General features: G+C 41.8%; 19 protein-coding genes and 1 tRNA gene. 17 read left to right on the forward strand and 3 right to left on the reverse strand.

The genetic code is table 11. The annotated features are described in order from the left end of the window. The first annotated feature begins 1,295 nt into the window (after positions 1 to 1,295). The 3 genes from ACT8YW_RS00005 to ACT8YW_RS00015 all read left to right on the forward strand — a co-directional run bounded on the left by ACT8YW_RS00005 (position 1,296) and on the right by ACT8YW_RS00015 (position 2,983). Positions 1,296 to 1,652, forward strand: a complete 357-nt coding sequence (locus tag ACT8YW_RS00005; protein ID WP_008021509.1) for a hypothetical protein — start codon at positions 1,296 to 1,298, stop codon at positions 1,650 to 1,652. 346 nt (positions 1,653 to 1,998) lie between these two features. Beyond that, entirely contained in the window at positions 1,999 to 2,445 is a 447-nt protein-coding gene (locus ACT8YW_RS00010; protein ID WP_444103588.1) for a PepSY-like domain-containing protein, read from the forward strand. Between the two features lie 37 nt (positions 2,446 to 2,482). Then, complete coding sequence (locus ACT8YW_RS00015) at positions 2,483 to 2,983, forward strand: PepSY-like domain-containing protein (RefSeq protein ID WP_004315193.1); 501 nt, start codon at positions 2,483 to 2,485, stop codon at positions 2,981 to 2,983. Positions 2,984 to 3,047: 64 nt separating this feature from the next. On the opposite strand, the gene ACT8YW_RS00020 is transcribed toward ACT8YW_RS00015, so the two are convergent. The 3 genes from ACT8YW_RS00020 to ACT8YW_RS00030 all read right to left on the reverse strand — a co-directional run bounded on the left by ACT8YW_RS00020 (position 3,048) and on the right by ACT8YW_RS00030 (position 7,916). Further along, positions 3,048 to 4,256 (reverse strand): L-serine ammonia-lyase, encoded by a 1,209-nt coding sequence (locus tag ACT8YW_RS00020; RefSeq protein ID WP_444103589.1) that lies wholly within the window; start codon positions 4,254 to 4,256, stop codon positions 3,048 to 3,050. A gap of 19 nt (positions 4,257 to 4,275) precedes the next feature. After that, positions 4,276 to 5,328, reverse strand: a complete 1,053-nt coding sequence (gene corA / locus ACT8YW_RS00025) for a magnesium/cobalt transporter CorA (protein WP_004315191.1) — start codon at positions 5,326 to 5,328, stop codon at positions 4,276 to 4,278. An 86-nt stretch (positions 5,329 to 5,414) separates the two neighbouring features. Next, entirely contained in the window at positions 5,415 to 7,916 is a 2,502-nt protein-coding gene (locus tag ACT8YW_RS00030) for an endonuclease MutS2 (protein WP_444103590.1), read from the reverse strand. 133 nt (positions 7,917 to 8,049) lie between these two features. Between ACT8YW_RS00030 and ACT8YW_RS00035 the strand changes: the two genes are divergently transcribed. The 14 genes from ACT8YW_RS00035 (at position 8,050) to ACT8YW_RS00100 (ending at position 25,389) form a co-directional block, all read left to right on the forward strand. Continuing rightward, positions 8,050 to 8,134 (forward strand) — tRNA-Ser (locus ACT8YW_RS00035). A gap of 306 nt (positions 8,135 to 8,440) precedes the next feature. Continuing rightward, entirely contained in the window at positions 8,441 to 9,625 is a 1,185-nt protein-coding gene (locus ACT8YW_RS00040; protein WP_004325403.1) for a PLP-dependent transferase, read from the forward strand. A gap of 134 nt (positions 9,626 to 9,759) precedes the next feature. Continuing rightward, positions 9,760 to 12,999 (forward strand): SusC/RagA family TonB-linked outer membrane protein, encoded by a 3,240-nt coding sequence (locus tag ACT8YW_RS00045; RefSeq protein ID WP_444103591.1) that lies wholly within the window; start codon positions 9,760 to 9,762, stop codon positions 12,997 to 12,999. Positions 13,000 to 13,026: 27 nt separating this feature from the next. Then, positions 13,027 to 14,475, forward strand: coding sequence for a SusD/RagB family nutrient-binding outer membrane lipoprotein (locus ACT8YW_RS00050; protein ID WP_009000793.1), 1,449 nt, complete (start codon positions 13,027 to 13,029; stop codon positions 14,473 to 14,475). Positions 14,476 to 14,544: 69 nt separating this feature from the next. Beyond that, positions 14,545 to 15,195: a response regulator transcription factor gene (locus ACT8YW_RS00055; protein ID WP_004302256.1), complete on the forward strand. Its 651-nt coding sequence runs from the start codon at positions 14,545 to 14,547 to the stop codon at positions 15,193 to 15,195. A 72-nt stretch (positions 15,196 to 15,267) separates the two neighbouring features. Further along, positions 15,268 to 16,197, forward strand: a complete 930-nt coding sequence (gene rlmF, locus ACT8YW_RS00060; RefSeq protein ID WP_074638804.1) for a 23S rRNA (adenine(1618)-N(6))-methyltransferase RlmF — start codon at positions 15,268 to 15,270, stop codon at positions 16,195 to 16,197. Positions 16,198 to 16,252: 55 nt separating this feature from the next. Next, positions 16,253 to 17,020 carry a GNAT family N-acetyltransferase gene (locus ACT8YW_RS00065; RefSeq protein WP_444103592.1) on the forward strand — a complete coding sequence of 256 codons (768 nt, stop codon included), beginning with the start codon at positions 16,253 to 16,255 and terminating at the stop codon, positions 17,018 to 17,020. A gap of 154 nt (positions 17,021 to 17,174) precedes the next feature. Further along, positions 17,175 to 18,932 carry a helix-turn-helix domain-containing protein gene (locus ACT8YW_RS00070; protein ID WP_444103593.1) on the forward strand — a complete coding sequence of 586 codons (1,758 nt, stop codon included), beginning with the start codon at positions 17,175 to 17,177 and terminating at the stop codon, positions 18,930 to 18,932. A gap of 64 nt (positions 18,933 to 18,996) precedes the next feature. Continuing rightward, a complete protein-coding gene (locus ACT8YW_RS00075) occupies positions 18,997 to 19,359 on the forward strand; it encodes a DUF488 domain-containing protein (protein ID WP_074638805.1) in 363 nt (120 codons plus the stop codon). Positions 19,360 to 19,443: 84 nt separating this feature from the next. Next, positions 19,444 to 20,676, forward strand: a complete 1,233-nt coding sequence (locus ACT8YW_RS00080) for a Cof-type HAD-IIB family hydrolase (protein WP_074557721.1) — start codon at positions 19,444 to 19,446, stop codon at positions 20,674 to 20,676. After that, entirely contained in the window at positions 20,673 to 21,788 is a 1,116-nt protein-coding gene (locus tag ACT8YW_RS00085; protein WP_444103594.1) for an isochorismate synthase, read from the forward strand. The genes ACT8YW_RS00080 and ACT8YW_RS00085 overlap by 4 nt, the downstream gene beginning before the upstream one ends. Before the next feature lie 19 nt (positions 21,789 to 21,807). Then, complete coding sequence (gene menD, locus ACT8YW_RS00090; protein WP_444103595.1) at positions 21,808 to 23,475, forward strand: 2-succinyl-5-enolpyruvyl-6-hydroxy-3-cyclohexene-1-carboxylic-acid synthase; 1,668 nt, start codon at positions 21,808 to 21,810, stop codon at positions 23,473 to 23,475. A gap of 3 nt (positions 23,476 to 23,478) precedes the next feature. Next, positions 23,479 to 24,303 carry a 1,4-dihydroxy-2-naphthoyl-CoA synthase gene (menB, locus tag ACT8YW_RS00095; protein WP_004302264.1) on the forward strand — a complete coding sequence of 275 codons (825 nt, stop codon included), beginning with the start codon at positions 23,479 to 23,481 and terminating at the stop codon, positions 24,301 to 24,303. 60 nt (positions 24,304 to 24,363) lie between these two features. Further along, positions 24,364 to 25,389, forward strand: a complete 1,026-nt coding sequence (locus ACT8YW_RS00100; RefSeq protein ID WP_008648531.1) for an o-succinylbenzoate synthase — start codon at positions 24,364 to 24,366, stop codon at positions 25,387 to 25,389. The last annotated feature ends 24 nt before the right edge of the window (positions 25,390 to 25,413 follow it).

The following is a 25,413-nucleotide window of genomic DNA, read 5'->3' on the forward strand; positions in this document are numbered from 1 at the left end:
TAGTGGATGTAGAACAGATAAAAGAAAAACTAGAAGAGAAGATGTAACAAGGGCTGCGTCGGATAGATTACGATATGAGTTTATATAATTGGGATGTAATAGCAAAACAGGTAATAGATGTATATAAATTAGTATTACAATAATATCCTCCAATGAAATATTAGTTAATAATGCTAATGATAATACGTATGATAAAACGATTTATCCAAGAAAAAGATATGGTATAAAATAAATGTTGAAAATGTTGAGATGTAATAAACACGTGAGTGTTTCGTATGTGAGATGAAAAAATGTAGGTCCCTAGCTTCATGCTGTTTACAGCATGATTCTCCTACATTGTGGATTGGAAATCGTACGACGGTACATTTCTGATCTACGCCCTGACATCGGAGGTTAAAGCCGATGTGAATTTCCCACTATATCAACTGTCTGTGAAGATCGTTGATATTTCCTAATTTTACGTATAGTGATGTATTTAGACACACAAATATAAAGAAAAAACATTGGGAGATTTGTATCGAAATATCCCAATGTTTGATTTCAATCATTGAGATGTTTTTTTCAAATCTTCCGATGTTTTTCCGACTCTCCAAAAGGACAAAAGGACAAAAAGGACATATATGACTGTTTTTATTCATCTTAGTATAAGAATCATGAGGTATATTGCTGATATTTATTATGTTAAATGATTTTGTAGACGTGTTACCTTACGAATGTTGAAATCGTGTTTTGCGCCAACCTGAATCGTTTTGTCTGTCATGAAATGCTTGGTCAACTCTTGAACGAAATTACGTATATTGTAAGGATTATTTAGTGAAAGGACCGTGCTTGGAAAGAAGAGCGATATCTTGTTCGCGTTTGCTTTCGCCTTCAATAATACAATCATTCGACAATAAGGTAAGATTATTGTACGAATTTCGGGGAAATAAAGGAGCTCCTTTCTGGAATTCCTTTCCCAACTAATAGGCTTCGTCGTTGGCATTGGAATTTTTATAGTACCATAGGGGATTTTTGTCCTTTTGTCCTTTTGAAAGGAGGGCACGTTGGTGGGGGAAAGAAGAGGTGTGTGAGATTTATAACTTGCTTGTATCCAGTAGATAAACTCTCGTTGCTTTTTTAGGGACGAAAATTTGTGTGCTCGAAAAAATGCAGGAAGCTCACGTAATATGCTTTTTTGTGAATAGTGTCAGTGACAGTTGATTTTAGCAGTGGATCGCTAATTGTTTCCCTATGTGGACAATATTTGATAAAGTAATAAAAACTGAAATATTATAAATTATTAATCATAGAATGACATGGCAAAAGAAAAACAGAAACCATACGAGTTTTTAAGCAATTTGGTATTGGCTTTAATGGGAACGGATCGTATTTTCAGTAACAGTTTCTTTTCCAGCGAATTTGCTATTTCTCCCAATACACTGAGTGAGATAAGACGGGGAGAGGATATGTGCATTTATCAGTATGTACGGGTGATACGGTGTATGATGAAGTATCTTCATTTAATTGTTCGAATGGATATGTTGCTAAAGGAATTAAGAACCGTATTAGCTTCCAATTGTGATTTGGTGGTTGCTACGATTCCGCACCGTTTTCACGGAACTTACCAACCGAAAGAGTGGGTGGTAGTAATGCATTGGGATGGTATAAGATAAATGTTGAAATGAAGAAATATGTAGGTCCCTAGATTCATGATAAACTCATGAAATCCCTACATTTTGCAGGTTAGAAATCGTACAGCGGTATATTTTTAACTTGACCCTCGTATCGGTGTAAAAACTGATATGTATCTATATGTGAAATATACCAACTGTCTGTGAGGATCGTTGGTATATTGCGTTTTAAGGGAACGTTGTACCATAGGGGAGTGGAAAATAGAATAGATGGTTAAAGAATACAAAAAAAGAGCAAACTCATAATATTCCTAAATCTTTCCGGAATCTGTATCGTTATTTGTAGCATAGAATAAAGTATAGTATTAACGCTAAAAGAATAACGATTATGAAGAAATTTCGATCTCTACTTGTACTGGCTCTGGTAGCCGTGCAGTTTTCATTCGCAAAAGATGTGATAACTAAAGACATGAATCAGTTGCCGCTTCCGGCACGTAATTTTATCAATAGTAATTTTACAAAACCACAGGTTGCCCATATCAAAATTGATAAGGATATGATGGAATCTACCAAGTATGAAGTGGTATTGATGGATGGTACGGAAATTGATTTTGACAGTAAAGGAAACTGGGAAGAGGTAAGTGCTAAGAAAGGACAAACTGTTCCTGTTAGTATTGTTCCGGGATTTGCTGTCAACTACCTGAAAGCGCATAATTTTGTGAATGAAGGAGTGACAAAAGTGGAACGTGACCGCAAAGGGTATGAGATTGAATTGTCTACCGGGCTTTCTTTCAAATTTGATAAGAAAGGAAAATTTATCAAGGCTGATGATTAACAAGTTGCAGTAAATAGACCTAAACAAGAAGATAACTATGTGGAGATTTAAGTTTAGCGCATGGGCAGTAGTGTTGCTTATGACTGCCCTTTCTTTCGGCGCATGTGATAATGACGATGATGATACTTTTGTTCCGCCCAGTAATATTACGGAGGCCTTGAAACAGGTATATCCGGCTGCCCAGAATATAGAATGGGAGATGAAAGGTGCTTATTATGTAGCTGACTGTTGGGTGAGCAATGATGAATTGGAAGTCTGGTTTGATGCTAATGCCAACTGGGTGATGACAGAAAATGAACTGAACAGTATTGATCAGTTGGTGCCGGCTGTTTATACGGCTTTTATAGATTCTAAATATAACGCGTGGGTAGTGACAGATGTATATGTGTTGACATTTCCACAGAATCCGATGGAATCTGTGATTCAGGTGAAACAAGGTAGCCAGCGCTACTCGCTTTATTTCACGCAGGATGGTGGATTGATACATGAGAAAGATATCAGTAACGGAGATGATACGAATTGGCCGCCAACTGAATAATTTTTAATCATAAAAATGACAACGGACTATTTCTATAAAAGGAATGGTCCGTTGCTTTTTATAATTACATTTGTTTGTAATCCTTGGCCAATCCTCCTTCACTTGTTTCTTTATAGAGTGACGGTAGGTCATGTCCGGTCTGTTTCATCACTTGCACTACTTTGTCGAAAGAGACACGGTGCATGCCATCGGTAAAAGCTGAATAAAGATTAGCATCCAGCGCACGTGCGGCGGCGTATGCATTTCGTTCGATGCAGGGAATTTGTACCAATCCGCATACCGGGTCGCAAGTCATTCCCAGATGGTGTTCCAAGCCCATTTCTGCTGCATACTCAATTTGTGCAGGGCTGCCCCCGAACAATTGATTGGCGGCAGCCGAAGCCATTGCGCAGGCAACACCTACTTCTCCCTGACAACCTACTTCTGCTCCGGAAATGGATGCGTTGAATTTGACGATGTTGCCAAACAAACCGGCAGTGGCTAACGCACGTAAAATGCGTATATCGCTAAAGTCACGGCTTTTTTGAAGATGATAAAGTACGGCGGGCATGACTCCGCAGGAGCCACAGGTAGGAGCGGTTACTATTTTGCCACCGGAAGCATTTTCTTCACTTACGGCTAAAGCATAAGAGAAGACGAGCCCTCTGGATTGCAGGGATTGTTTGTATCCGGTAGCACGTATGTAATAAGTGGAAGCTTTCCGCCGGAGATTTAGTGGTCCGGGTAGTACGCCCTCTGCTTCGAGTCCACGGTGAATGGCATCTTTCATGGTAGCCCATACTTCAGCCAGGTAGTCCCATATATCTTCTTCCTCACATTCCTTTACGTATTCCCAATAACTTTTTCCGGTATCTTCACACCATTGGAGTATTTCAGTCATGTTTTCCATACCATATACATCGGGGCTTTCGATGGTTGGATTGTCATTATTTTCTGCTAGTGCACCACCACCGATGCTATAAACAGTCCAATTCTCCTGCACTTTATCGTTGCTATCCAAAGCCGCAAATGTCATTCCGTTCGGATGGAACGGTAGAAAGACTTTGGGCTGCCACACAATTTCTACCGGGGCAGTGGGTTGCAAAGTGTCTATAATGGCTACATCCGTCATGTGTCCTTTGCCTGTAGCAGCTAAACTGCCGTAAAGGGTTACTTTAAAAGATGCAGCATCCGGATGACGTTCCAGAAACATTTCGGCAGCTTTACGCGGTCCCATAGTGTGGCTACTGGAAGGTCCTGTGCCTATTCTATATAGCTCTTTTATCGATTTCATGACTGATGATGTGTTTTTGTTAATACCATTTCTTTTTTCTGAAGTACAAATATACAATAATACCGATAATTGCCATTACAATCCAGGCAAATAAATACCCGTATTGCCATTCGAGCTCGGGCATCCATTTGTAATTCATTCCCCATACTCCGACCAGAAATGTCAAAGGGATAAAGATGGTGGATACGATGGTTAACCTCTTCATGATGTCGTTCATACGTAAATCATTGTTGGAGATGTACAGATCGACTAATGAGGAAAGAGTTTCCCGGCAGATCTCAATGGTCTGTAATACAAATTGCAAGTGGTCGTTTACATCATTGAAAAAGGCACGGTTCACTTTGTGAATGAGCAGGTTTTCTGCCCGTAGTAACTTGATATATTGTTCTTTTAGTGGAAGGATGGATTTTTTCATCAGCATATATTGGCGTCGTAATGCCTGAATCTGAATTCCGATGTCATCACCACTGGTGATGGTGAGCAGTTCTTCTTCCAAATCTTCGAGTGCGTCATCAATGGAAGAGATTGTTGAAATATAGTTTCCCATGATGCTGTTGAGCAGCACGCTAAGTAGATAATCAGTCTGGCGGCTGCGTATCTTCAGGACATCATTGCGCAGAGCGGAACTGACATCATCGAAGAAGTCGGTTTCTTTTTCGAGGAAAGTAAGTACGTAGTTATTACCTAGAATAAGACAAACTTGCTGTTGGAGCAACTCGTCCAGTTCGTCTTCTTCTTTATGTTCGTTGGGGTAGAATATTTTTAAGATTAGGACGATGTATTTGTCATGCTCTTCTATCTTGGTAGGATGATCCGCATTCAGTATATCTTGCAGGACTAGGAAGTCTATTTCAAAATGACTGCAAATTTCACGGATAGTCTCCGTATCTTTCATTCCGTGTATTTGTAGCCAATTGATCCGATCGCTGTTCAGTGTTCCCTTGATGGCTTGAAAGGTGTCGTTGGCGCTTTCCTGCATCTCGGTAGCATTGTAAGTACAAAGATGTAAGTGGGTAGGAGTAAGACTGTCTCCTGTGTAAATAAGCTTTTCGCTTAACAGATTATTCTTCATGCTTTATTCTCGTTTTAGAAAACCACTGTAACAAAGGTAGTGGTTTTCTAAATGAGAACAAGTTCTTTGGACGTTTTGTTTACAGGTTAGTCAAAATCGACTACTGTGATTCCGGCACCGCCAAACTGCACATGTTCGTCTGCATAGTGGCTCACTCCCGGTACAGTGGCCAGATACTGGCGGATTAATGTACGAAGTATTCCCGTTCCTGTGCCGTGAAGGATGCGTACACGGTCCATGCCGACTAATATGGCGTCATCAATAAAATAGGTGACCGCTTGCAGAGCTTCGTCTCCACGCATTCCACGCACATCGATGTCCTGTTTGAAACTAAGCTTCTTTTCGTACATCTGATCGTGTGTCTGGCTACTGACAAAGGTGCTTTTGGCGATTCCTTCCGTCTTGGGTGCATTATTAGTACGTTCCAAACGGTCTATTTTTACGGTCGTTTTTATGCTTCCAAAAGCAACGGTCGCATTTTTACCATTGATTTCCATCACTTGGCCGACACTTGTCTGTCCTTTGATTTTTACATTTTCACCTACTGCAATCGGCACTACTTTAGGAGCACTTGACGGGGAAGAGACTGCGGCTTTCGGTTCGTTTTTCTTATTTTTCTTCCGTTCTTGTTTCTCCTTTAATTTCTTCATTTTCTGTGCAATCTTCTCTTCATGCTCTTTAGAAGCCAGCGCATCTAAAGAAGTACGGAAGTCTGTCAGTTCCTGACGTGCCTGGCGTGTCTTTTCCTTTTCAGCTTGTGCTTCCTTGATTGTGCGTATTGTGTTTTCAATGCGTGCATTGGATTCCTGAAGCATTCGTTCTGCTTCTTCTTTTGCTTGCCGGATGATCTCTTTCCGTGATTTCTGCAACTCTTCCATTTCCGTTTGGTAGCGGGCAATGGTTTCTTCCATGTGCTTTTCCCGTTGACGGATAGTTTGACGTTTTCCTTCCCAGTAACGCTTGTCGCGCACGATGTCCTGAAGGTATTTGTCGGCATTGATATATTCACTTCCTACGATTTCCGAAGCATCTGCAATGACATCTTCCGGCAATCCGATTTTTCGTGCGATTTCTACGGCAAACGAACTTCCGGGATTTCCGATTTGTAGCTGGAAAAGTGCTTGCATGAGATGGCGGTCGTAAAGCATGGCTCCGTTCACTACTCCTTCATGATCTTCGGCAAAATGTTTCAGATTCTGGTAGTGGGTGGTGATGACTCCGAATGTTCCTTTCTGGTTGAAACGTTTCAGGACGGCTTCAGCAATAGCACCTCCAATTTGCGGTTCCGTACCTCCACCGAACTCGTCAATCAGGATGAGGCTTCGTTCGTTGCAACTCTTCATCATGATTTTCATATTGGTCAGGTGAGAAGAGTAGGTACTCAAATCGTCTTCAATAGATTGCTCATCACCAATATCGATAAAGATGCTGCTGAATATACCGGCGTGACTGCGTTCGTGCAAGGGAATGAGCATACCGCATTGCAACATATATTGCAGTAAACCGACTGTTTTGAGGCAGACGGACTTACCTCCGGCATTCGGACCGGATATAATAAGAATACGTTGTTTTTGATTCAGTTCTATATCCAGTGGTACGACTTTCTTTCCGTGTTTGGCAAGTGAAAGTTGTAATAAAGGATGCACAGCCATTGTCCAGTCCAGTAGTTGCTCATTCTCTATGGCGGGTTTCAGACTATTGGTCTGTATGGCGAAATAGCTTTTCGCGCGGATAAAATCTATTTCTGCCAGAAATTCGTATGATTGAAGAATTTCCGGGATGGACGGACGGAGCACGTTTGAAAACTCGGTAAGGATGCGAATGATTTCGCGTCGTTCGTCGCCTTCGAGTTCACGAATACGGTTGTTGGCTTCTACGACTTCTGCCGGTTCTATAAACACTGTTTTTCCGCTGGCGGATTCATCGTGTACAATACCTTTGATTTTTCGTTTGAGTCCGGGTGCGACGGGGATCACCAAACGTCCGTCACGCATGGTGGGAGCTACGTCTTTATCTACGTATCCTTCGGATTGTGCGCTGCGCAGGATGCTGTTTAACGAGCGGGAAATATTTCCCATCGTACTGGCAAGCTCGCGACGTATACGGGCTAATTCGGTGGAAGCATTATCCTTGATTTTTCCATATTTGTTAAGGATGCCGTCTATTTTTCCTATCAGTTGAGGGAAAACGGCTATATCTCCTGCCAGTCGTTTCAGACTGGGGTAGGGGGTGTCGTTCTCTTCTTCATCTTCATTTCGATGGAGAAAGCGTACAATGTCACGGATGGTTTCTAACGAACGGCGCAGGTCGAATAGTTCTTGCTCGTCCAGATACATTCCTTCTATCCGCACTCGCTTTAGTGAAGGGCGGACATCAAAGAAAAATTGATCGGGAAATCCGTCTTCTTCCTGAATGATACGGACAAACTCTGTTACCTGGTTTAATTTCTCCTCTACTTCTTCATGTTGTTCGGAAAAGGTCATGTCTGTGACTCTTTCTTCGCCTAAAGTGCTAAGACACTTATCTTTTAGTAACTGTCTGATCTGGTCGAATCCTATCTTTTGCTCAAAGTTTTGAGGGTATATCATATTTCTGTTCTTACTAATGAACTGCAAAAATACGATTAATTCGCGAAAAAAATATCAGAATGTTTGCAGATTTAAAAATGATTCGTATCTTTGCACCGCTTTCAACGAAAAGCACTTCTGATAAAGGAGTTTTGGAGAGGTGGCAGAGTGGTCGATTGCGGCGGTCTTGAAAACCGTTGTACTGCGAGGTACCCGGGGTTCGAATCCCTGTCTCTCCGCTTCAATTAATAGATAAATCCCTGTAAAGTAGTACTTTACGGGGATTTTTTATTTTGTGTATGTGAATAAGATAAGCATAAAAAGGGGCGGTTTCTGTTGAAATAGAAAATAACACTATTTGAACTGTTTATTTTAGAATAAACACTCTTTTTTTAGATTGAATTTATCGGTTTAAAGAATATTATTCCAAAATGCTTATTATCAGTTAAATATCTGTTTTTATCTACTGTCAGATTTCAGTTTTTATATCTACCTTTGTTCTTATTGTACGAGATTTGATAGTTATAATATTAATGAATAGAATGATGAAAAAACAGACCCAAGCGATTCATACGCAGTTCCAAAGAAGAGATGCTTACAATTCTATCAGTATGCCGGTTTACCATACAGCGGCTTATGAATTTGACAATGCCGATGACATGGCTGATGCTTTTTGCGGGCGGACAGATGCTCCGGATTACTCCAGAGTGATGAATCCCACAGTGACTTTTTTTGAGAATAAGGTGAAGGAACTTACGGGGGCAGCAGAAGTCATAGCCCTCAATTCCGGTATGGCGGCTATTAGTAATACATTATTTTCAATTGCAGCTGCAGGAAAGAATATAGTTACATCGCGTCATTTGTTTGGTAATACTTATTCGTTTATTGCTGGTACATTGTCCCGCTTCGGGGTGGAACCTAGATTGTGTGATTTGACAGACATTGGAGCAGTAGAGAAAGCAGTAGACAGTAATACCTGCTGCATTTATATGGAGATTATCACCAATCCGCAGATGGAAGTGGCGGATTTACAGGCGCTCTCACGGATAGTTCATGAAAGGGGAATTCCTCTCATCGTTGATACTACGCTTATTCCTTTCACAGAATTCGATTCACATAGCTTAGGGGTAGATATTGAAGTGGTTTCCAGTACCAAATATTTATCAGGGGGAGCCACTTCCATTGGTGGTTTAGTAATTGATTATGGTACATGTCCGGGATTCGGTAAACGTATGCGTACAGAGATGTTACTCAATCTGGGAGCTTATATGACTCCTCATGTGGCCTATATGCATACTATCGGATTGGAAACATTGGACGCGCGATATCGGATACAGTCTGCCAATGCCGCTATGTTGGCTGGTAAGCTTCGCATATTATCTGCTGTCAAACGTGTGAATTATGTGGGGCTGAAGGATAATCCATACTATGCTTTGGCACAAAGACAGTTTGGTCCGACTGCCGGTGCTATGATTACGATAGACCTGGAAAGTAAAGAGGCATGCTTTGCTTTCATCAACCGACTGAAATTGATACGTCGCGCTACTAACTTGTTTGACAATAAGACGCTTGCTATTCATCCTGCAAGTACTATTTTTGGACCGTTTACTGATAAACAGCGACAGGACATGGATGTGTTGGATACGACTATCCGTTTCTCAATTGGTTTGGAGGATGTGGATGATCTGTTTGACGATGTCAGACAGGCTTTGGATAATAAAAAGGATTAGAAGCAAAAATCCAAAAGTCATATACGAAACTGTAAATATACCGCAAATATGGTATATAAAATGCCATTCATACGGGATTTATCAGTTTGTATATATCTAATACCTTTGCCCCATCATTTTAACAGTAAACAATAATGGGTAAAAGGATTCATTTATTTTTGCTTGCTCTTGCAATAGGAGTGATACAAGGGGCAGCACAGGTGACAACAGTGCGGGGCATCGTCACCACAGAAGAAGATGGGGAGCCGGTTATCGGTGCCTCAGTTATAGTAAAAGGAACTGCATTGGGTACCGTAACTGATGTCAACGGGAGATTTGAACTGAGTGGACTCCCGCCATCAGCCACCCGGCTGCTAATCTCTTACATTAGTCTGATGGCAAAAGAGGTAGCTATTGCACCACAGGTATCGGTAACACTGAAGAGTGATACGCATCTGCTGGATGAGGTAGTAGTAACGGCTTTGGGTATTTCACGCGAGAAAAAGGCATTGGGCTATACGGCACAGGAAGTAAAACAGGATGCTTTGGTGCAAGGGAAAGATAATAATCTGTTAAATTCGTTGAGTGGTAAGATAGCCGGTGTGCGTATTACCAATACACAAGGAGATGTTGGTTCCAGTCGCATTGTTATTCGTGGTGAAACTTCTATTGCAGGTGAGAATCAACCGCTTTTTATTGTGGATGGAATCCCAGTGGATAATTCGCAGCTTAATGCACGTTCCAGCGGACGTGATTTTAAAAATGCAATAGCAGACCTGAATCCGGAAGACATAAAAACACTTACTGTATTGAAAGGTCCGAATGCCGCTGCCCTTTATGGTGCGCGTGCTGCTCACGGTGCTATTGTCATCACTACTAAGGGAGGAGACAAAAGGCAGAAAGGGATAGGGATTACATTACATTCTTCCACGCAAGTCTCTTTTGTTGCTACCTTGCCGGAGTTTCAAAATCTTTTTGGACAAGGGGCAGGGGGACGGTTCAGTTATGTAGATGGCAAGGGTGCAGGTGTGAATGATGGGGTAGACGAAAGCTGGGGGCCACGTCTTGATATTGGTTTGTTGATTCCTCAGTTCGATAGCCCATTGGACGCTGACGGTAATCGTGTGGCTACTCCTTGGGTATCCCATCCCAACAATGTACGCGATTATTTTCGCATGGGTATTTCTACAAACAACGGTATTTCTATTGCCCGTGGAGACGACAAATACCAGTTCCGTGTAGGATATAACTACGAAAAACAAGTCAGTATCGTTCCTGATGCTGGAACTAATAAGACGAATATCAGCTTAAATACGGATTACCATCTGGCAAAATGGATTGTGGTGGGAGCTACGGCCAATTACATCGTTTATACAGCTCCCAGTTTACCGGGGTCAGCTACCCCCTCGGGTAGTAACGTACGTTCTAACAGTCCTATGCTTCAGTTCTTGTGGTTCGGACGTCAAGTGGATACGAACTCATTGAAGGCGGACTATACTCGCAACTGGAATTCAAGCTATTACGACAATCCTTTTTGGAGTGCTTCTTATAATACACAGAGTCAGGAACGTCATCGTCTGATAGGTGATCTGCATGCCGAATTCCGTCTGACAGATGGGTTGAATGTGCGTTTCCGTACTAGTACCGACTGGTATAATGACCGGAGGAAATCCAAAGTAAAATGGGGGAGTGCAGGTGCCGGTTCGCCTTACGGCAGTTATGCTGAAGATGCCTATACGGTGAAAGAGAATAACACAGAAGTATTGGCGACTTATATCAAACAGTTGAATAAAAATTGGGGAATTGACGCTCTTCTGGGTTTTAATGTACGTAACAAACAATATGAGAATAATTATCAGGCTGTTCCCCGTTTGGCGGTTGCTGATCTTTATACATTGACTAACTCGCGTGATCCGCTCACTTCGTCCAATGATTTCTACCGTTTACGGCAATATGGTCTTTACGGTTCCATACAACTGGATTACCGTCGTTGGGCTTTCTTGAATATAACAGGACGGAACGATTGGTCGTCTACACTACCTGTGGACAACAATTCTTATTTCTATCCTTCGGTGACGGCTAGTGTGTTGCTTTCTGAAGCTTTCGGGTGGAGAAGTAAAGCAGTTAACTACCTAAAAATACGTGGAGGATGGTCTCAAGTGGGAGCAGATGCCAATCCTTATCAATTGGCAACGGTCTTTACTTCAGAAACAGCTTTCAATGGGAATCCACTTCAAAGTTCTTCTACCATTGGTATGAATCCGAATCTAAAACCGGAGAATACGTCATCTATAGAAGCTGGTTTCGAGGCGGCTTTTTGGGACAATCGCCTATACTTGGATTTCACTTACTATAAGACCGATAGTCGTAATCAAATATTGAAACTAGCTACTACTGCTGCCAGTGGGTACACGTCGCAGGTGCGTAATGCCGGACATATCCGTAATCGTGGCTATGAAATACAATTGGGCGCTGTTCCTATACAAACATCGAAAGGGTTTCGTTGGAATCTGGATTTGAATTATGGTGCCAACAGCAGCAAGGTTGTCAAATTGGATGATGAAGGTTTGATTACGAGTTACCAGCTCTACTCGTCTGGTATTCAGATACTGGCTTCAGTGGGCGAAGCTTATGGAACCCTGTTCGGCACTTCATACGTGCGTGATGCTAATGGAAACGTTGTGGTGGATGCTAACGGTCTGCCTAAGATTTCGACCACTAATAAAACGTTGGGGAAGTTTACGCCCGACTGGACAGGCGGTATCAGTAACACTTTCAGTTATCGTTCGTTAAGTCTTTCTTTTCTGATAGATGCAAGTGTAGGTGGTTCTATTTTTTCCAACACTAATAAAACTGGAAAATATACCGGTGTATTAGCTAACACATTATCGGGCCGGGATGCCGAGCACGGTGGCTTGTGGTATTATACTGACGCCATGGGTAACAATGTACGATTACCAGAATCTCCTTCTTATTCCGTATCCTCTGATGGACTTTACTATGCCCAGGTCAATGGGCAATCCACCCGTGTGTATCAGGATGGCATTATGGTAGAAGGAGTGACGGAAAGTGGTTCTAAGAACGAAGAGGTTGTATCTGCCGAGAAATACTACCATCGTATTTACAGTATTGCTGAAGCTAATGTATATGATGCTTCTTACGTGAAACTACGAGAAGTCGCTTTGAGTTACCGTCTACCTCGCTTGTGGACGCAGAAACTGCATTTGCAAGAAGCTTCCGTTACACTGACGGGACGTAACTTGTGGACTATTTATAAGAGCGTCCCTAATATAGATCCGGAATCGGCTTTGACTACTGGAAATGCACAAGGAGTAGAAGCCTATTCATTGCCTACAACACGTTCCTTTGGTGTGAACCTTTCCGTGAAATTCTAAATGTGAACCTTTAAATAATAGGATAAGATGAAAAGAAGAATATATTTTTTATATATAATATGGGTACAAGTGGTTGCCATTTCTCTATCATCGTGTGATGATGAATTGACTGATATCAACCGCAACCCCAATGCCACTGAAAATCCACAGCCGGCTTATTTACTTGCCGCTGCACAGTATCATGCCGCCAATCTTTATTGGGGAAGTAGTACGAACTATAATTCGACTCTGTTGTGGGTGCAACATTGGGCTAAAATACAATATACAGAGCCAGATTGCTATAATGTGGATAATGGTAGCTTTACCACTACGTGGGACACCGGCTATGCAACGCTAATAACTGACTTGAATGCTATTATCAGTTCGGAACTCGGAAATGATAATTATCGAGGGATAGCTACAGTGTGGCGTTCGTGGGTTTACCTGTTGCTGACCAATCTGTATGGAAATATACCATACAGTGAATATGCACAAAGTGTAACACCCTCTTATGATTCGCAAGAGACTGTTTTGCGCGGGCTTTTGGAGGAGTTGATTGCTGCTGACCAGTTGCTTTCTACCACAGGAGGAACGGTAGAAGGGGATTTGATTTACGGAAATGATATTACCCGCTGGAAACAATTGGCCAACTCCCTACGGCTACGTATCGCCCTTGAATTAGCTGACCGGGATGAGGATACAGCGCGTCGGGTTATTGCTTCCCTTTGGGATAATCGTAACAGTGTAATAGATAGCAATGATGCTATAGCCCGTTTTGTTTTTACTTCTTCACCACAATGGAATCCATGGGCATCTGCTTTCAATTCACGTGATGATCAGCGGGTATCAAAAACGTTGATTGATAAACTGAATGAATGGAATGATCCGAGAATTGGAATTTTAGCCCAGCTACCTCAAGACGAAAGTGTGAAAAACTATGTAGGAGCTGCCAATTCCTTATCTGCTGATGCCGCTAATAATCAGGGATTTAATAAAGTTTCCCGTCCCGGTACTTATTTTTTGAAAGATAGCTCTCCGGCTGTATTTTATACGTATGCCGAGGTCTTGTTTATCTTTGCAGAATCCGCTGCACGCGGCTGGATAACGGCTGATGCGGAAACGCTCTACCGCGAAGCTATTACTGCTTCATTGAATCAGTTTGGCATTATAGACAATCGTATAATCGATTCCTATTTACAGCAGGAGGCAATTCGGTTCGACGCCGCACATTGGTATGAATCTATCGGCTGGCAGAAGTGGATCGCTTATTATGGACAGGGACCCGATGCTTTCACTGACTGGCGCAGGCTCGGTTATCCCCAGCTTATCCCTGGTCCCGATTCCGTTTTGGGTTCCGGAGAGTTACCTCGTCGCTTTTTTTATCCCGTAACGGAACAATCACTGAATGGTAAGCAGTATCAGATTGCCATATCCCATCAGGGAGCAGATGAGATTACTACCCGTTTGTGGTTTGATGTAGCTAATAAAGAACGATGATACCTCCGTGTCTCCGGGCTGCAATATGCGTTTGAAAAATATCCGTTGAATTTAAAAATCAGAATAACAATGAACACTGACATTACATTTATCATAGCAGATAATCAGGATATAACCAGAATGGGAATGCATGGATATATTTCCGCTATATTCAGTGGATGTCGCATGATAGATGTGACAGACAAGAAAGAGCTCATGCTTGCATTGGTAGAATGTAATGACAGTGTCGTTATACTTGACTATACACTGTTTGACATCAATGGTATAGAAGAGTTTCTTATTATAGAAAAACGTTTTCCGAGAGTTCGTTGGATATTGTTTTCCAATGAATTGAGCGAAGACTTTATTCGTAGGATGAGTATAGAAAGGAATATTGGTATGATTTTGAAAGAGAACTCCGGTGAGGAAATTCATTCTGCATTGATGTGTACAGCACACGGGGAACGATTTCTTTGTCATCAGATAACCAATTTATTGATAATCGGTTCCGACAAACCGGAAATTCATTCTGTTTTGACTGTTACAGAGATTGACATTCTTAAATTGATAGCACATGGGAAATCTGTGAAAGAAATAGCATTGGAAAGAACCTCAAGCATTCATACTATTATCACCCACAAAAAGAATATTTTCCGGAAGTTGGGTGTGAATAATGTATATGAAGCAACTAAGTATACTTTACGCGCCGGGCTGATTGAAATGGTAGAATATTATATATGATATTCAGAAGAGTGTTAGGATAAGAGTTAAGAAGAATTTGTAGGCAGGAAAATTCTCTGTATCTTTGCCCGCATGGCAAAAAAAGGTGAGTTACATATAAGAAATAAGCACAATGGTCAGTATGATTTTCCATTGTTGATGGAAAATTATCCTCCATTAAAGAGATTCGTATCGCTCAATCCCCTCGGAATACAAACTATAAACTTTTTTAATCCGCAAGCGGTGAAGGCTTTGAACAAAGCATTATTGGTAACTTATTATGGCATCCGGTATTGGGACATACCGAAGCAATATTTGTGTCCGCCTATTCCCGGAAGGGCGGATTACATTCATTATATTGCCGATCTTATCCAGCCGAACGGAACAACACCGGATTTACCGGCAGGAGATGCTAATGGACAGAAGTCTAAATGTAGATGTCTGGATATTGGGGTAGGTGCAAATTGCATTTATCCGATCATAGGACACACTGAATATGGATGGACCTTCGTTGGTACTGATATTGATCCGGTTTCGATAGAAAATGCACGAAAGATAGTGACTTGCAACCCTGTGTTGGCTCATAAGATTGACTTGCGACTTCAGAAAGATAGTAAGAAGATTTTCGATGGAATTATTATGCCTGATGAGTATTTTGATGTGACAATATGCAATCCTCCGTTTCATAGTTCGCGTGAAGAGGCGGAAGACGGAACGTTACGCAAATTAAGCAGTCTGAAAGGTACGAAGATAAATAAAGTGCAGCTAAATTTCGGCGGGAGTGCGAATGAACTTTGGTGCGAGGGCGGAGAAGTACGTTTCTTATTGAATATGATTTCCGAGAGCCAAAAATATCAGAAGAACTGCGGATGGTTTACGAGTTTGGTTTCTAAAGAAAAAAATCTGGAAAAGTTATATGCTAAATTAAAATCGGTGAATGTGTCCGAATATAAAGTTATTCGAATGCAGCAGGGAACTAAAAGTAGCAGGATATTAGCTTGGCGATTTTCTACCAACTCATAACAATGAGTGAATATCGAACTGTTATTTGTTTAACCTATTAATTAAATAGAATATTATGGAAAACAATTACATCACTTTGACAAAGGAGAATATTGCAAACGAACATATATGCTGTGCTTTTTCAGATAAGAAATGCAAGGATAGTTATGAACTCAAAAAAGAATGGCTGAAGAAAGAGTTCGATAACGGCTATGTGTTCAGACGTATTGATGAACGGGCAAAAGTGTTTATCGAATACGGTCCTGCTGAAAAAGCATGGGTTCCGGTGAATGCTCCCAATTATCTGATGATAAACTGTTTCTGGGTGTCAGGTAAATATAAAGGTTGCGGACATGGTAAGGCATTATTGCAGTCTGCCATTGATGATGCAAAATCGCAGGGGAAAGATGGGCTTGTCACAGTGGTGGGCACTTCTAAATTTCATTTTATGAGTGACACGAAATGGCTGTTGCGACAAGGTTTCCAAACAATAGAAAAACTCCCTTACGGATTCAGCCTTTTAAGTTTGAAACTAAACCCGGCTGCTCCTGATCCTTCTTTTAATGATTACGTGTTGAGCGGTGAGTGTCCGGATAAGGATGGAATAGTCGTTTATTATACCCATCGCTGCCCGTTTACGGAGTTTCACGTTCGCGGTTCTTTAGTCAGTGCCGCTGAGAGCAAAGATATTCCATTGAGAATAATTGAATTAGAAAGTATGGAACAGGCGCAAAACGCACCTACTCCGGCTACTATATTTACTCTTTTTTATAATGGGAAGTTTGTAACAACTGACTTAAGTGTGTGCCTTGAAGGGCGATTGGGTAAAGCGTTGGGGCTGTAATTCAGATGAATAGCTGATTTGGAACCACGTTACATCTCTAATATGTTTAGCTAATGTTTCTTATTTTTATTTTGCAAATTTAAATTGTGTCTGTACGTTCTATAGAAAATACATACCTTTGGATCATTAATGATTAAACACGATTAAGAGTTTTATGCGTTTTTGGGTATGTATTTTTGTGCTTCTATTTGTACACAATCAATTTTCGAGGGCTGATAAAATTATAAATAATGACTCTTTATATACAGAAAAATATATCAGAGATATTTATATATCCAACCCCAAACGTGCTTTACAGTTATTGGATGAGGCAGAATCCAGAAGAGCCTTCCCTCTGCGTCTGATTAATGAATTGCGCAGTTTGTCATATCGTAATATGTATATGAATAAACTAGCTTTTATGTATGCAAGGAAGTCATACTTGCTTGATTCTATCTCTCAAAGAGAACCCAAGCACATGTTGAAGATGACGGTTTATTTGGCTGAACTTTCATCTTTAATGAGTAAATATAATGAGAGTATGCAATATGCTCTCAATGGAATTGTGCAGGCGCAAAAGCTGAAAGACAGAGAGGCGGAAGCCAGATTACTTTTTTGCATAGGGGAGAATAATTGGAGGTTGTCATTGAAAGATGAGGCGTATAATTATTTTGACCGTACGATTGAATTACTGCGTGGGTCAAAGGATGTGAGAGAAATGATGCTGCTTTCCTATTATTATGGAACAGAGATGGGATTCTTAATGACAGATTCCCGTATTGATGAAGCTTTGGCTCTTGCTTATGAACGCGAAAAACTTCTTAAAAAATTAGAGAAAGTACCGGAGGTTCCCGAAGGTTACATTGATGGTCAATATAGTTATTTATATGCAAAATTGGCCTATATCTCTTATTTAGAAAAGAAATATGCGCAAGCAGAAGGATATTATCAAAAATATCTGGCAATGAAAGAATCTCATACTCCGGATGGCAAGATGTATTCGATTCCTTATTTGATTCTTTCCAAACAATATGAGAAAGTACTAGACAACAGTAAGGACTTTAAAGAACTGTTGAGGACACAACGAGATACCTTGAACGCTCAATATCTTGCTGTACTTAATAAGGAAGTGCAAGCATATTGGGGTCTGAATCGTTATAAAGAAGCCGCAGAAATACGTGAAACCATCATTGCGATAACGGATAGCATTAACAGTAACGACAGGAAAAATGCTGCATTAGAATTGAACGCGATGTACGGTGCTTCCGAAAAAGAAGAATACATCGCCGAGCAAGCCTCACAGCTAAAAATAAGGAATGTTTCACTCTGCTTTTTGGCGTGTATTGTAGTGCTGACCCTGTTTATACTTTGGCGTTTGTGGCGTTTCAACCATATAATCGAGTATAAAAACAGGATGCTTGCCAAACTGATAAACGAGAAATTTGCCAATAAAAAAGATGGTAATCAGTTATTGGAAGTGTACGAGGAACAGGAGGTTTCATCAGAACTGGAACCTGAATTGATTTCTCCAGAGGAACAGGATGAACTTTTGGACGAAACAGACAAAGAAAGTGGGGAAGAAGAGGAGAACAAGAAAATATTCCAGGAATTAAATCATACAGTCGTTCAGAAACAGCTATATCTCTCTCCAGAGCTCTCAAGAGAAGATTTGGCACAGATTGTACATCTGAATAATGCACGTTTTGCCCGGATGATAAGAGAATGCACCGGAACTAATTTCAATGGGTACATCAACGGACTGCGCATTAATTATGCGATTAAACTAATGAAAAAATATCCTAACTATACTATACGTGCCATCGCTGATGAGTCCGGATTTAATAGCGCTCCAATTTTATATAACCTTTTTAAGAAAAAGACAGGAATGACTCCTTATGAATTTAAAAAAGCGCAGGACACATTGAGGAATTAAATAGTTCTACTAAACAATTTTCGTTTTTCCCGGTTTATCTATTGATAACTAAATATTAATGGAAATGATACAGGTAAGGATAAAGAGGGTTTACGAAGATTTTTCAGAAACAGATGGATACCGGGTGTTGGTAGATAAATTATGGCCACGCGGAATGAAGAAAGAATGGTTGAAATACGATTATTGGGCAAAAGACATAACACCATCCCCTACATTACGTAAGTGGTTTCATGAAGATATTCCCGGACATTGGGGAGATTTCGTCACGCAGTATCAAAAAGAGCTGGATGCTTCTCCTGCAATGACTGATTTTCTAATTCTTATCAAACCCCATCCTGTGGTCACTTTACTTTATGCTTCTAAAGAACCTGTGTATAATCATGCCCGAATCCTTCGCGATTATCTGGAAATGCGTCTGAAAGAGTGAAATTAAAGTAATTTTTATCTGTTTACGCTTTCTGTCGTTCACTCAATTTCCTACCTTTGTAATCTAAATCAAAATCGTGTAATCATGAAGTATAAATTATTAGTTCTTGATGTAGACGGAACGCTCCTCAATGATGCGAAAGAAATTAGCAAACGTACATTGGCCGCTTTGTTGAAAGTTCAACAAATGGGAGTACGTATCGTATTGGCATCCGGCAGACCGACTTATGGCTTAATGCCACTGGCTAAGATGCTCGAACTTGGAAACTATGGAGGTTTTATTCTTTCCTATAATGGCTGTCAGATAATCAATGCACAAAATGGCGAGATTCTGTTTGAACGCAGGATCAATCCCGAAATGTTGCCTTATCTGGAAAAGAAAGCCCGCAAAAATGGCTTTGCCATATTCACTTATCATGATGATACGATCATAACAGATTCTCCAGAAAATGAACATATCTGTAACGAAGCCCGGTTGAATAACCTGCAAATAATCAAGGAAGAAGAATTTTCTGCAGCCGTCGACTTTGCTCCTTGCAAATGTATGCTGGTCAGCGACGACGAAGAAGCGCTGGTGGGACTGGAAGATCATTGGAAAAGAAGACTGAATGGAGCGTTGGACGTATTCCGTTCAGAACCTTATTTTCTGGAAGTAGTTCCTTGCTCCATTGATAAAGCCAATTCTTTGGGAGCTTTGCTGGAAGTATTGAATGTGAAGCGTGATGAAGTGATTGCTATTGGAGACGGTGTGTGTGATGTGACAATGATTCAACTGGCAGGACTAGGAGTAGCTATGGGACATTCACAAGATTCCGTGAAAGTTTGTGCCGATTATGTGACGGCTTCCAATGAGGAAGACGGAGTGGCTGTTGCGGTAGAAAAGGCTATCATTGCCGAAGTGCGTGCAGCCGAAATCCCCCTTGACCAACTGAATGCACAGGCCCGCCATGCACTGATGGGAAACCTGGGTATCCAATATACGTATGCCGATGAAGACCGTGTGGAAGCAACCATGCCGGTAGACCATCGTACCCGCCAGCCTTTTGGCATTTTACATGGCGGAGCCACTCTTGCACTGGCAGAAACAGTTGCCGGACTCGGCTCGATGATTCTTTGCCAACCGGATGAGATTATTGTCGGAATGCAGGTCAGTGGCAATCATATATCCTCCGCACATGAAGGAGACACAGTGCGTGCGGTGGGAACAATCGTACATAAGGGACGCTCATCCCATGTATGGAATGTAGACGTGTTTACTTCAACGAATAAACTGGTGTCTTCCATACGCGTAGTCAACAGTGTGATGAAAAAGAGATGACCGACGAAGAAATAAGTAATTTGACAACTATTGATGCATTTATTCAGCGGAAGCAGCCGTTTGCTGTTTACCGTATTCCCGGGGAGAAAGTTCCCCGTCTGTTGACACAGGCGGAAGGAGCGGTACGTCTGATATACGATCTGAAAGAACTGAATGGACAGAGAGGATTTGTCATCGCTCCGTTTCAGGTGAGTGAGACGTGTCCTGTCGTATTGATTCAACCCGATCAGTGGGGGCAACCTTTGCCGATTGACAATGATACGGCAGAAGAACGGGAAGTCGCTTTGCGGATGCAAGGACAAGAATCGTTCCTGACTTCTTCTACGGAGGAATATGCCTCCTGCTTTCATACCTTTATAAATGCTTTGCGTGACAATACTTTTGATAAATTAGTACTTTCACGTCATCTTACTATTGATAAGGTATCCGGTTTTTCTCCTTTATCTATATTTCGTGCAGCGTGCAGGCGTTATATTCATTCATATATATACTTGTGCTACACTCCGCAAACTGGTATCTGGCTGGGAAGCACTCCTGAAATCATTTTATCGGGTGAAAAAGATGAATGGAATACGGTAGCGTTGGCCGGGACACAGCCTTTGCAAGATGGTAAACTGCCCCAAATATGGGATGAAAAGAATCGAAAAGAGCAGGATTATGTCGCTTCTTACATTCGTCGCCAACTCCTTTCGTTGGGCATTCATTCTACGGAGAACGGGCCTTATCCGGCTTATGCAGGTGCTTTGTCACATTTGAAAACAGATTTCCGGTTTTCTTTGAAAGATAACAAAGGTTTGGGAGATCTCTTGAAAGTGTTGCACCCGACACCTGCCGTATGCGGTTTACCGAAAGAAGAAGCCTATCGGTTTATATTGCAGAACGAAGGTTACGACCGCCGCTATTATTCCGGCTTTATCGGCTGGCTGGACCCGGAAGGGCGAACTGACATCTATGTGAATCTGCGCTGTATGCATATTGAAGATGAACAACTGACTCTTTATGCCGGCGGTGGACTACTGGCTTCTTCGGAATTGAATGACGAATGGCTGGAAACGGAAAAGAAGTTGCAAACCATCAAACGGCTTATTGCAACGCCTCCTTTAAAATCATAAACTACTAATAATTATCATCATGTATACAGACAAGAAGAACATACTCCAGTTGGTTGCGTTGCTCGAGGCGCACGGGATTACTAAGGTTGTGTTGTGTCCGGGTAGTCGTAATACGCCCATCGTACATACTTTGTCTAATCATCCGAACTTCACCTGTTATGCAGTGACGGATGAACGGAGTGCCGGTTATTTTGCCATTGGTCTTGCGTTGAATGGTGGTAAGCCTGCTGCTGTGTGCTGCACTTCCGGTACTGCATTATTAAATCTTCATCCGGCTGTAGCCGAAGCATTTTATCAGAATGTTCCTTTAGTTGTCATTTCAGCAGACCGTCCCGCTGCCTGGATCGGACAGATGGATGGACAGACAGTGCCGCAACCGGGTGTGTTTCAAACGCTGGTAAAGAAGTCGGTCAATCTTCCGGAGATTCATACGGAAGAAGATGAATGGTATTGCAATCGCCTGGTGAATGAAGCCTTGCTGGAGACGAATCATCATGGAAAAGGGCCGGTGCATATCAATGTTCCTATTTCCGAACCACTGTTTCAGTTCACGGTAGATACGCTCCCGGAAGTGCGTGTGATAACTCGTTATCAGGGATTGAACGTCTATGACCGTGATTATAATGATCTGGTCGACCGGATGAATAAATATCAGAAGCGTATGATTATCATCGGTCAGATGAACCTTATCTATCTGTTTGAAAAAAGATATATCAAGTTATTATATAAACATTTTGCCTGGTTGACGGAACATATCGGCAATCAGACAGTTCCCGGTATTCCGGTAAAGAATTTCGATGCGGCACTTTATGCCATGCCCGAAGAGAAGATAGACCAGATGGTGCCCGAATTGCTGATTACTTATGGAGGACATGTGGTTTCCAAACGATTGAAGAAGTTTCTCCGTCAGCATCCGCCTAAAGAGCATTGGCACGTATCGCCGGAGGGTGAGATTGTCGATCTATACGGCTCATTGACTACAGTGATCGAGATGGACCCGTTTGAATTTCTGGAGAAGATCGCCAGTCTGCTGGATAACCGGACTCCTGACTATCCCCGTGTATGGGAGAATTATTGTAAGATTATCTCCGAACCGGATTTTGCCTATTCGGAGATGTTGGCTGTCGGTACATTATTGAAAGCCTTGCCGGAGTCCTGTGCATTGCATCTGGCAAACAGTTCGGTAGTTCGTTATGCACAACTATATTCGATTCCTTCCACGATTGAAGTTTGTTGCAATCGGGGAACAAGTGGTATTGAAGGATCGTTGTCTACCGCTGTCGGTTATGCGGCAGCTTCCGACAAACTGAATTTCATAGCTATCGGAGACCTAAGTTTCTTCTATGATATGAATGCATTGTGGAATATCAACGTCCGTTCCAACCTGCGTATCCTTTTATTAAATAATGGAGGAGGAGAGATTTTCCATACTTTACCGGGATTGGATATGTCGGGCACCTCACATAAATTTATTGCAGCAGTTCATAAAACGTCAGCCAAAGGCTGGGCAGAGGAACGTGGCTTCCTTTATCTACAAGCGCAAAATGATGAAGAGCTGGCTGAAGCAATGAAGACTTTCACCCAGCCGGAAACTATGGAACAACCTGTGCTCCTGGAAGTGTTTACCAACAAAAACAAGGATGCACGTATGTTGAAGAATTATTATCATCAATTAAAACAAAAATAAATTATGCCAACACAAAGAGAGTGGACAACCATCAGAGAATACGACGATATTCTTTTTGATTATTATAATGGAATTGCCCGTATCACAATCAACCGTGAACGTTATCGGAATGCATTTACTCCGACTACCACTGCCGAAATGAGTGATGCATTGCGCATTTGCCGTGAAGAAGCGGATATTGATGTGATTGTAATTACTGGAGCCGGTGATAAGGCATTCTGTTCGGGAGGCGACCAGAATGTGAAAGGACGTGGCGGATATATCGGGAAAGACGGTGTGCCTCGTTTGAGCGTATTGGATGTACAAAAGCAAATCCGTAGTATTCCGAAACCTGTGATTGCTGCCGTGAACGGCTTTGCCATTGGTGGCGGACACGTGCTCCACGTGGTATGCGATTTATCCATTGCTTCGGAAAATGCTATTTTCGGTCAGACAGGTCCTCGCGTGGGTAGCTTTGATGCCGGATTCGGTGCATCTTATCTGGCACGTGTGGTAGGACAGAAGAAAGCACGTGAAATTTGGTTCCTTTGCCGGAAGTATAATGCACAGGAAGCATTGGATATGGGATTAGTGAATAAGGTAGTACCTTTGGAACAGCTGGAAGATGAATACGTGCAATGGGCGGAAGAAATGATGTTACTTAGTCCGTTGGCTTTGCGCATGATTAAAGCGGGATTGAATGCCGAATTGGACGGTCAGGCAGGCATTCAGGAGTTGGCAGGTGACGCAACATTACTTTATTACCTGACGGATGAAGCACAGGAAGGAAAGAATGCATTTCTGGAGAAACGTAAACCGAACTTCAAACAATATCCGAAATTCCCTTAAAATAATAGGCTAATGAAGGACTGATTGTGCAGTAATTAGCAGATTGAAAAGATATTCATTATGGATTGTAAGATAGATATTATTCCCCGGTTGCTTCATTTCAAGCAACCCGCGGGAACTTCCCGGGGAACATATACTACACGAAAAGTCTGGTATCTTCACTTTACTTCTCCTGATTTTCCGGGTAGAGTGGGAATTGGAGAGTGCGCGCCTTTGCCTGCATTAAGTTGTGATGATCTCCCTGATTACGAAGATATATTAATAAGAACTTGCCGGCAAGTAGAGGAAGAACAGGGAAAATTGGATAAAGATGGTCTATGCAAGTATCCTTCCATCTTATTTGGCTTGGAAACGGCTATCTGGCATTTCTTTGCAGGGAGTTGGGCTTTGTCCGATACGGCTTTTTCACGTGGAGAGGTAGGGATTCCAATCAACGGCCTGATCTGGATGGGAGATTTTGAAAACATGTTATCCCAGATCGAGAAAAAGATGGAAGCCGGATTCCGTTGCGTCAAACTAAAGATTGGCGCTATCGACTTTGAAAAAGAATTGGCATTACTACGTCATATTCGTACCCATTTCTCTTCTAAAGAAATAGAGTTGCGTGTAGATGCAAACGGTGCTTTCTCTCCGGGTGATGCAATGGAAAAACTGAAACGTCTGTCAGAATTTGATTTACATTCTATCGAACAGCCGATTCGTGCCGGACAATGGGAAGAAATGGCTCGGCTCACTTCTGAATCTCCGTTGCCAGTAGCATTGGATGAAGAGCTGATAGGATGCAACACGCTGGAAGAAAAAAAGAAACTGCTGGCAACCATCCGTCCGCAATATATCATCATTAAACCATCCCTTCACGGAGGAATATGTGGAGGGGATGAATGGATTATGGAAGCGGAAAAGCAACATATCGGCTGGTGGATCACTTCCGCTTTGGAGTCCAACATTGGTTTGAACGCTATCGCCCATTGGTGTGCAACATTCAATAATCCACTACCACAAGGACTGGGAACGGGTATGCTCTTTACGGACAATATAGAAGTACCTCTTGAAATCAGAAAAGATTGCCTGTGGTTTTGTAAATGATGGTATTTAGTGGTATTTAAAGGA

Origin of the sequence: Bacteroides sp. (assembly GCF_052357945.1) — a bacterium.
Taxonomy (GTDB): domain Bacteria; phylum Bacteroidota; class Bacteroidia; order Bacteroidales; family Bacteroidaceae; genus Bacteroides.

Excerpts from the sequence above, each read along its gene's own strand:
- ACT8YW_RS00040 (WP_004325403.1), top strand. The coding sequence starts at position 8,441 with ATGAAAAAACAGACCCAAGCGATTCATACGCAGTTCCAAAGAAGAGAT.
- ACT8YW_RS00045 (WP_444103591.1), top strand. The coding sequence starts at position 9,760 with ATGGGTAAAAGGATTCATTTATTTTTGCTTGCTCTTGCAATAGGAGTG.
- ACT8YW_RS00065 (WP_444103592.1), top strand. The coding sequence starts at position 16,253 with ATGGAAAACAATTACATCACTTTGACAAAGGAGAATATTGCAAACGAA.
- corA (WP_004315191.1), bottom strand. The coding sequence starts at position 5,328 with ATGAAGAATAATCTGTTAAGCGAAAAGCTTATTTACACAGGAGACAGT.
- ACT8YW_RS00055 (WP_004302256.1), top strand. The coding sequence starts at position 14,545 with ATGAACACTGACATTACATTTATCATAGCAGATAATCAGGATATAACC.
- ACT8YW_RS00020 (WP_444103589.1), bottom strand. The coding sequence starts at position 4,256 with ATGAAATCGATAAAAGAGCTATATAGAATAGGCACAGGACCTTCCAGT.
- ACT8YW_RS00015 (WP_004315193.1), top strand. The coding sequence starts at position 2,483 with ATGTGGAGATTTAAGTTTAGCGCATGGGCAGTAGTGTTGCTTATGACT.
- rlmF (WP_074638804.1), top strand. The coding sequence starts at position 15,268 with ATGGCAAAAAAAGGTGAGTTACATATAAGAAATAAGCACAATGGTCAG.
- menB (WP_004302264.1), top strand. The coding sequence starts at position 23,479 with ATGCCAACACAAAGAGAGTGGACAACCATCAGAGAATACGACGATATT.
- ACT8YW_RS00085 (WP_444103594.1), top strand. The coding sequence starts at position 20,673 with ATGACCGACGAAGAAATAAGTAATTTGACAACTATTGATGCATTTATT.
- ACT8YW_RS00010 (WP_444103588.1), top strand. The coding sequence starts at position 1,999 with ATGAAGAAATTTCGATCTCTACTTGTACTGGCTCTGGTAGCCGTGCAG.
- ACT8YW_RS00030 (WP_444103590.1), bottom strand. The coding sequence starts at position 7,916 with ATGATATACCCTCAAAACTTTGAGCAAAAGATAGGATTCGACCAGATC.
- ACT8YW_RS00070 (WP_444103593.1), top strand. The coding sequence starts at position 17,175 with ATGCGTTTTTGGGTATGTATTTTTGTGCTTCTATTTGTACACAATCAA.
- ACT8YW_RS00050 (WP_009000793.1), top strand. The coding sequence starts at position 13,027 with ATGAAAAGAAGAATATATTTTTTATATATAATATGGGTACAAGTGGTT.
- ACT8YW_RS00075 (WP_074638805.1), top strand. The coding sequence starts at position 18,997 with ATGATACAGGTAAGGATAAAGAGGGTTTACGAAGATTTTTCAGAAACA.
- menD (WP_444103595.1), top strand. The coding sequence starts at position 21,808 with ATGTATACAGACAAGAAGAACATACTCCAGTTGGTTGCGTTGCTCGAG.
- ACT8YW_RS00005 (WP_008021509.1), top strand. The coding sequence starts at position 1,296 with ATGGCAAAAGAAAAACAGAAACCATACGAGTTTTTAAGCAATTTGGTA.
- ACT8YW_RS00080 (WP_074557721.1), top strand. The coding sequence starts at position 19,444 with ATGAAGTATAAATTATTAGTTCTTGATGTAGACGGAACGCTCCTCAAT.
- ACT8YW_RS00100 (WP_008648531.1), top strand. The coding sequence starts at position 24,364 with ATGGATTGTAAGATAGATATTATTCCCCGGTTGCTTCATTTCAAGCAA.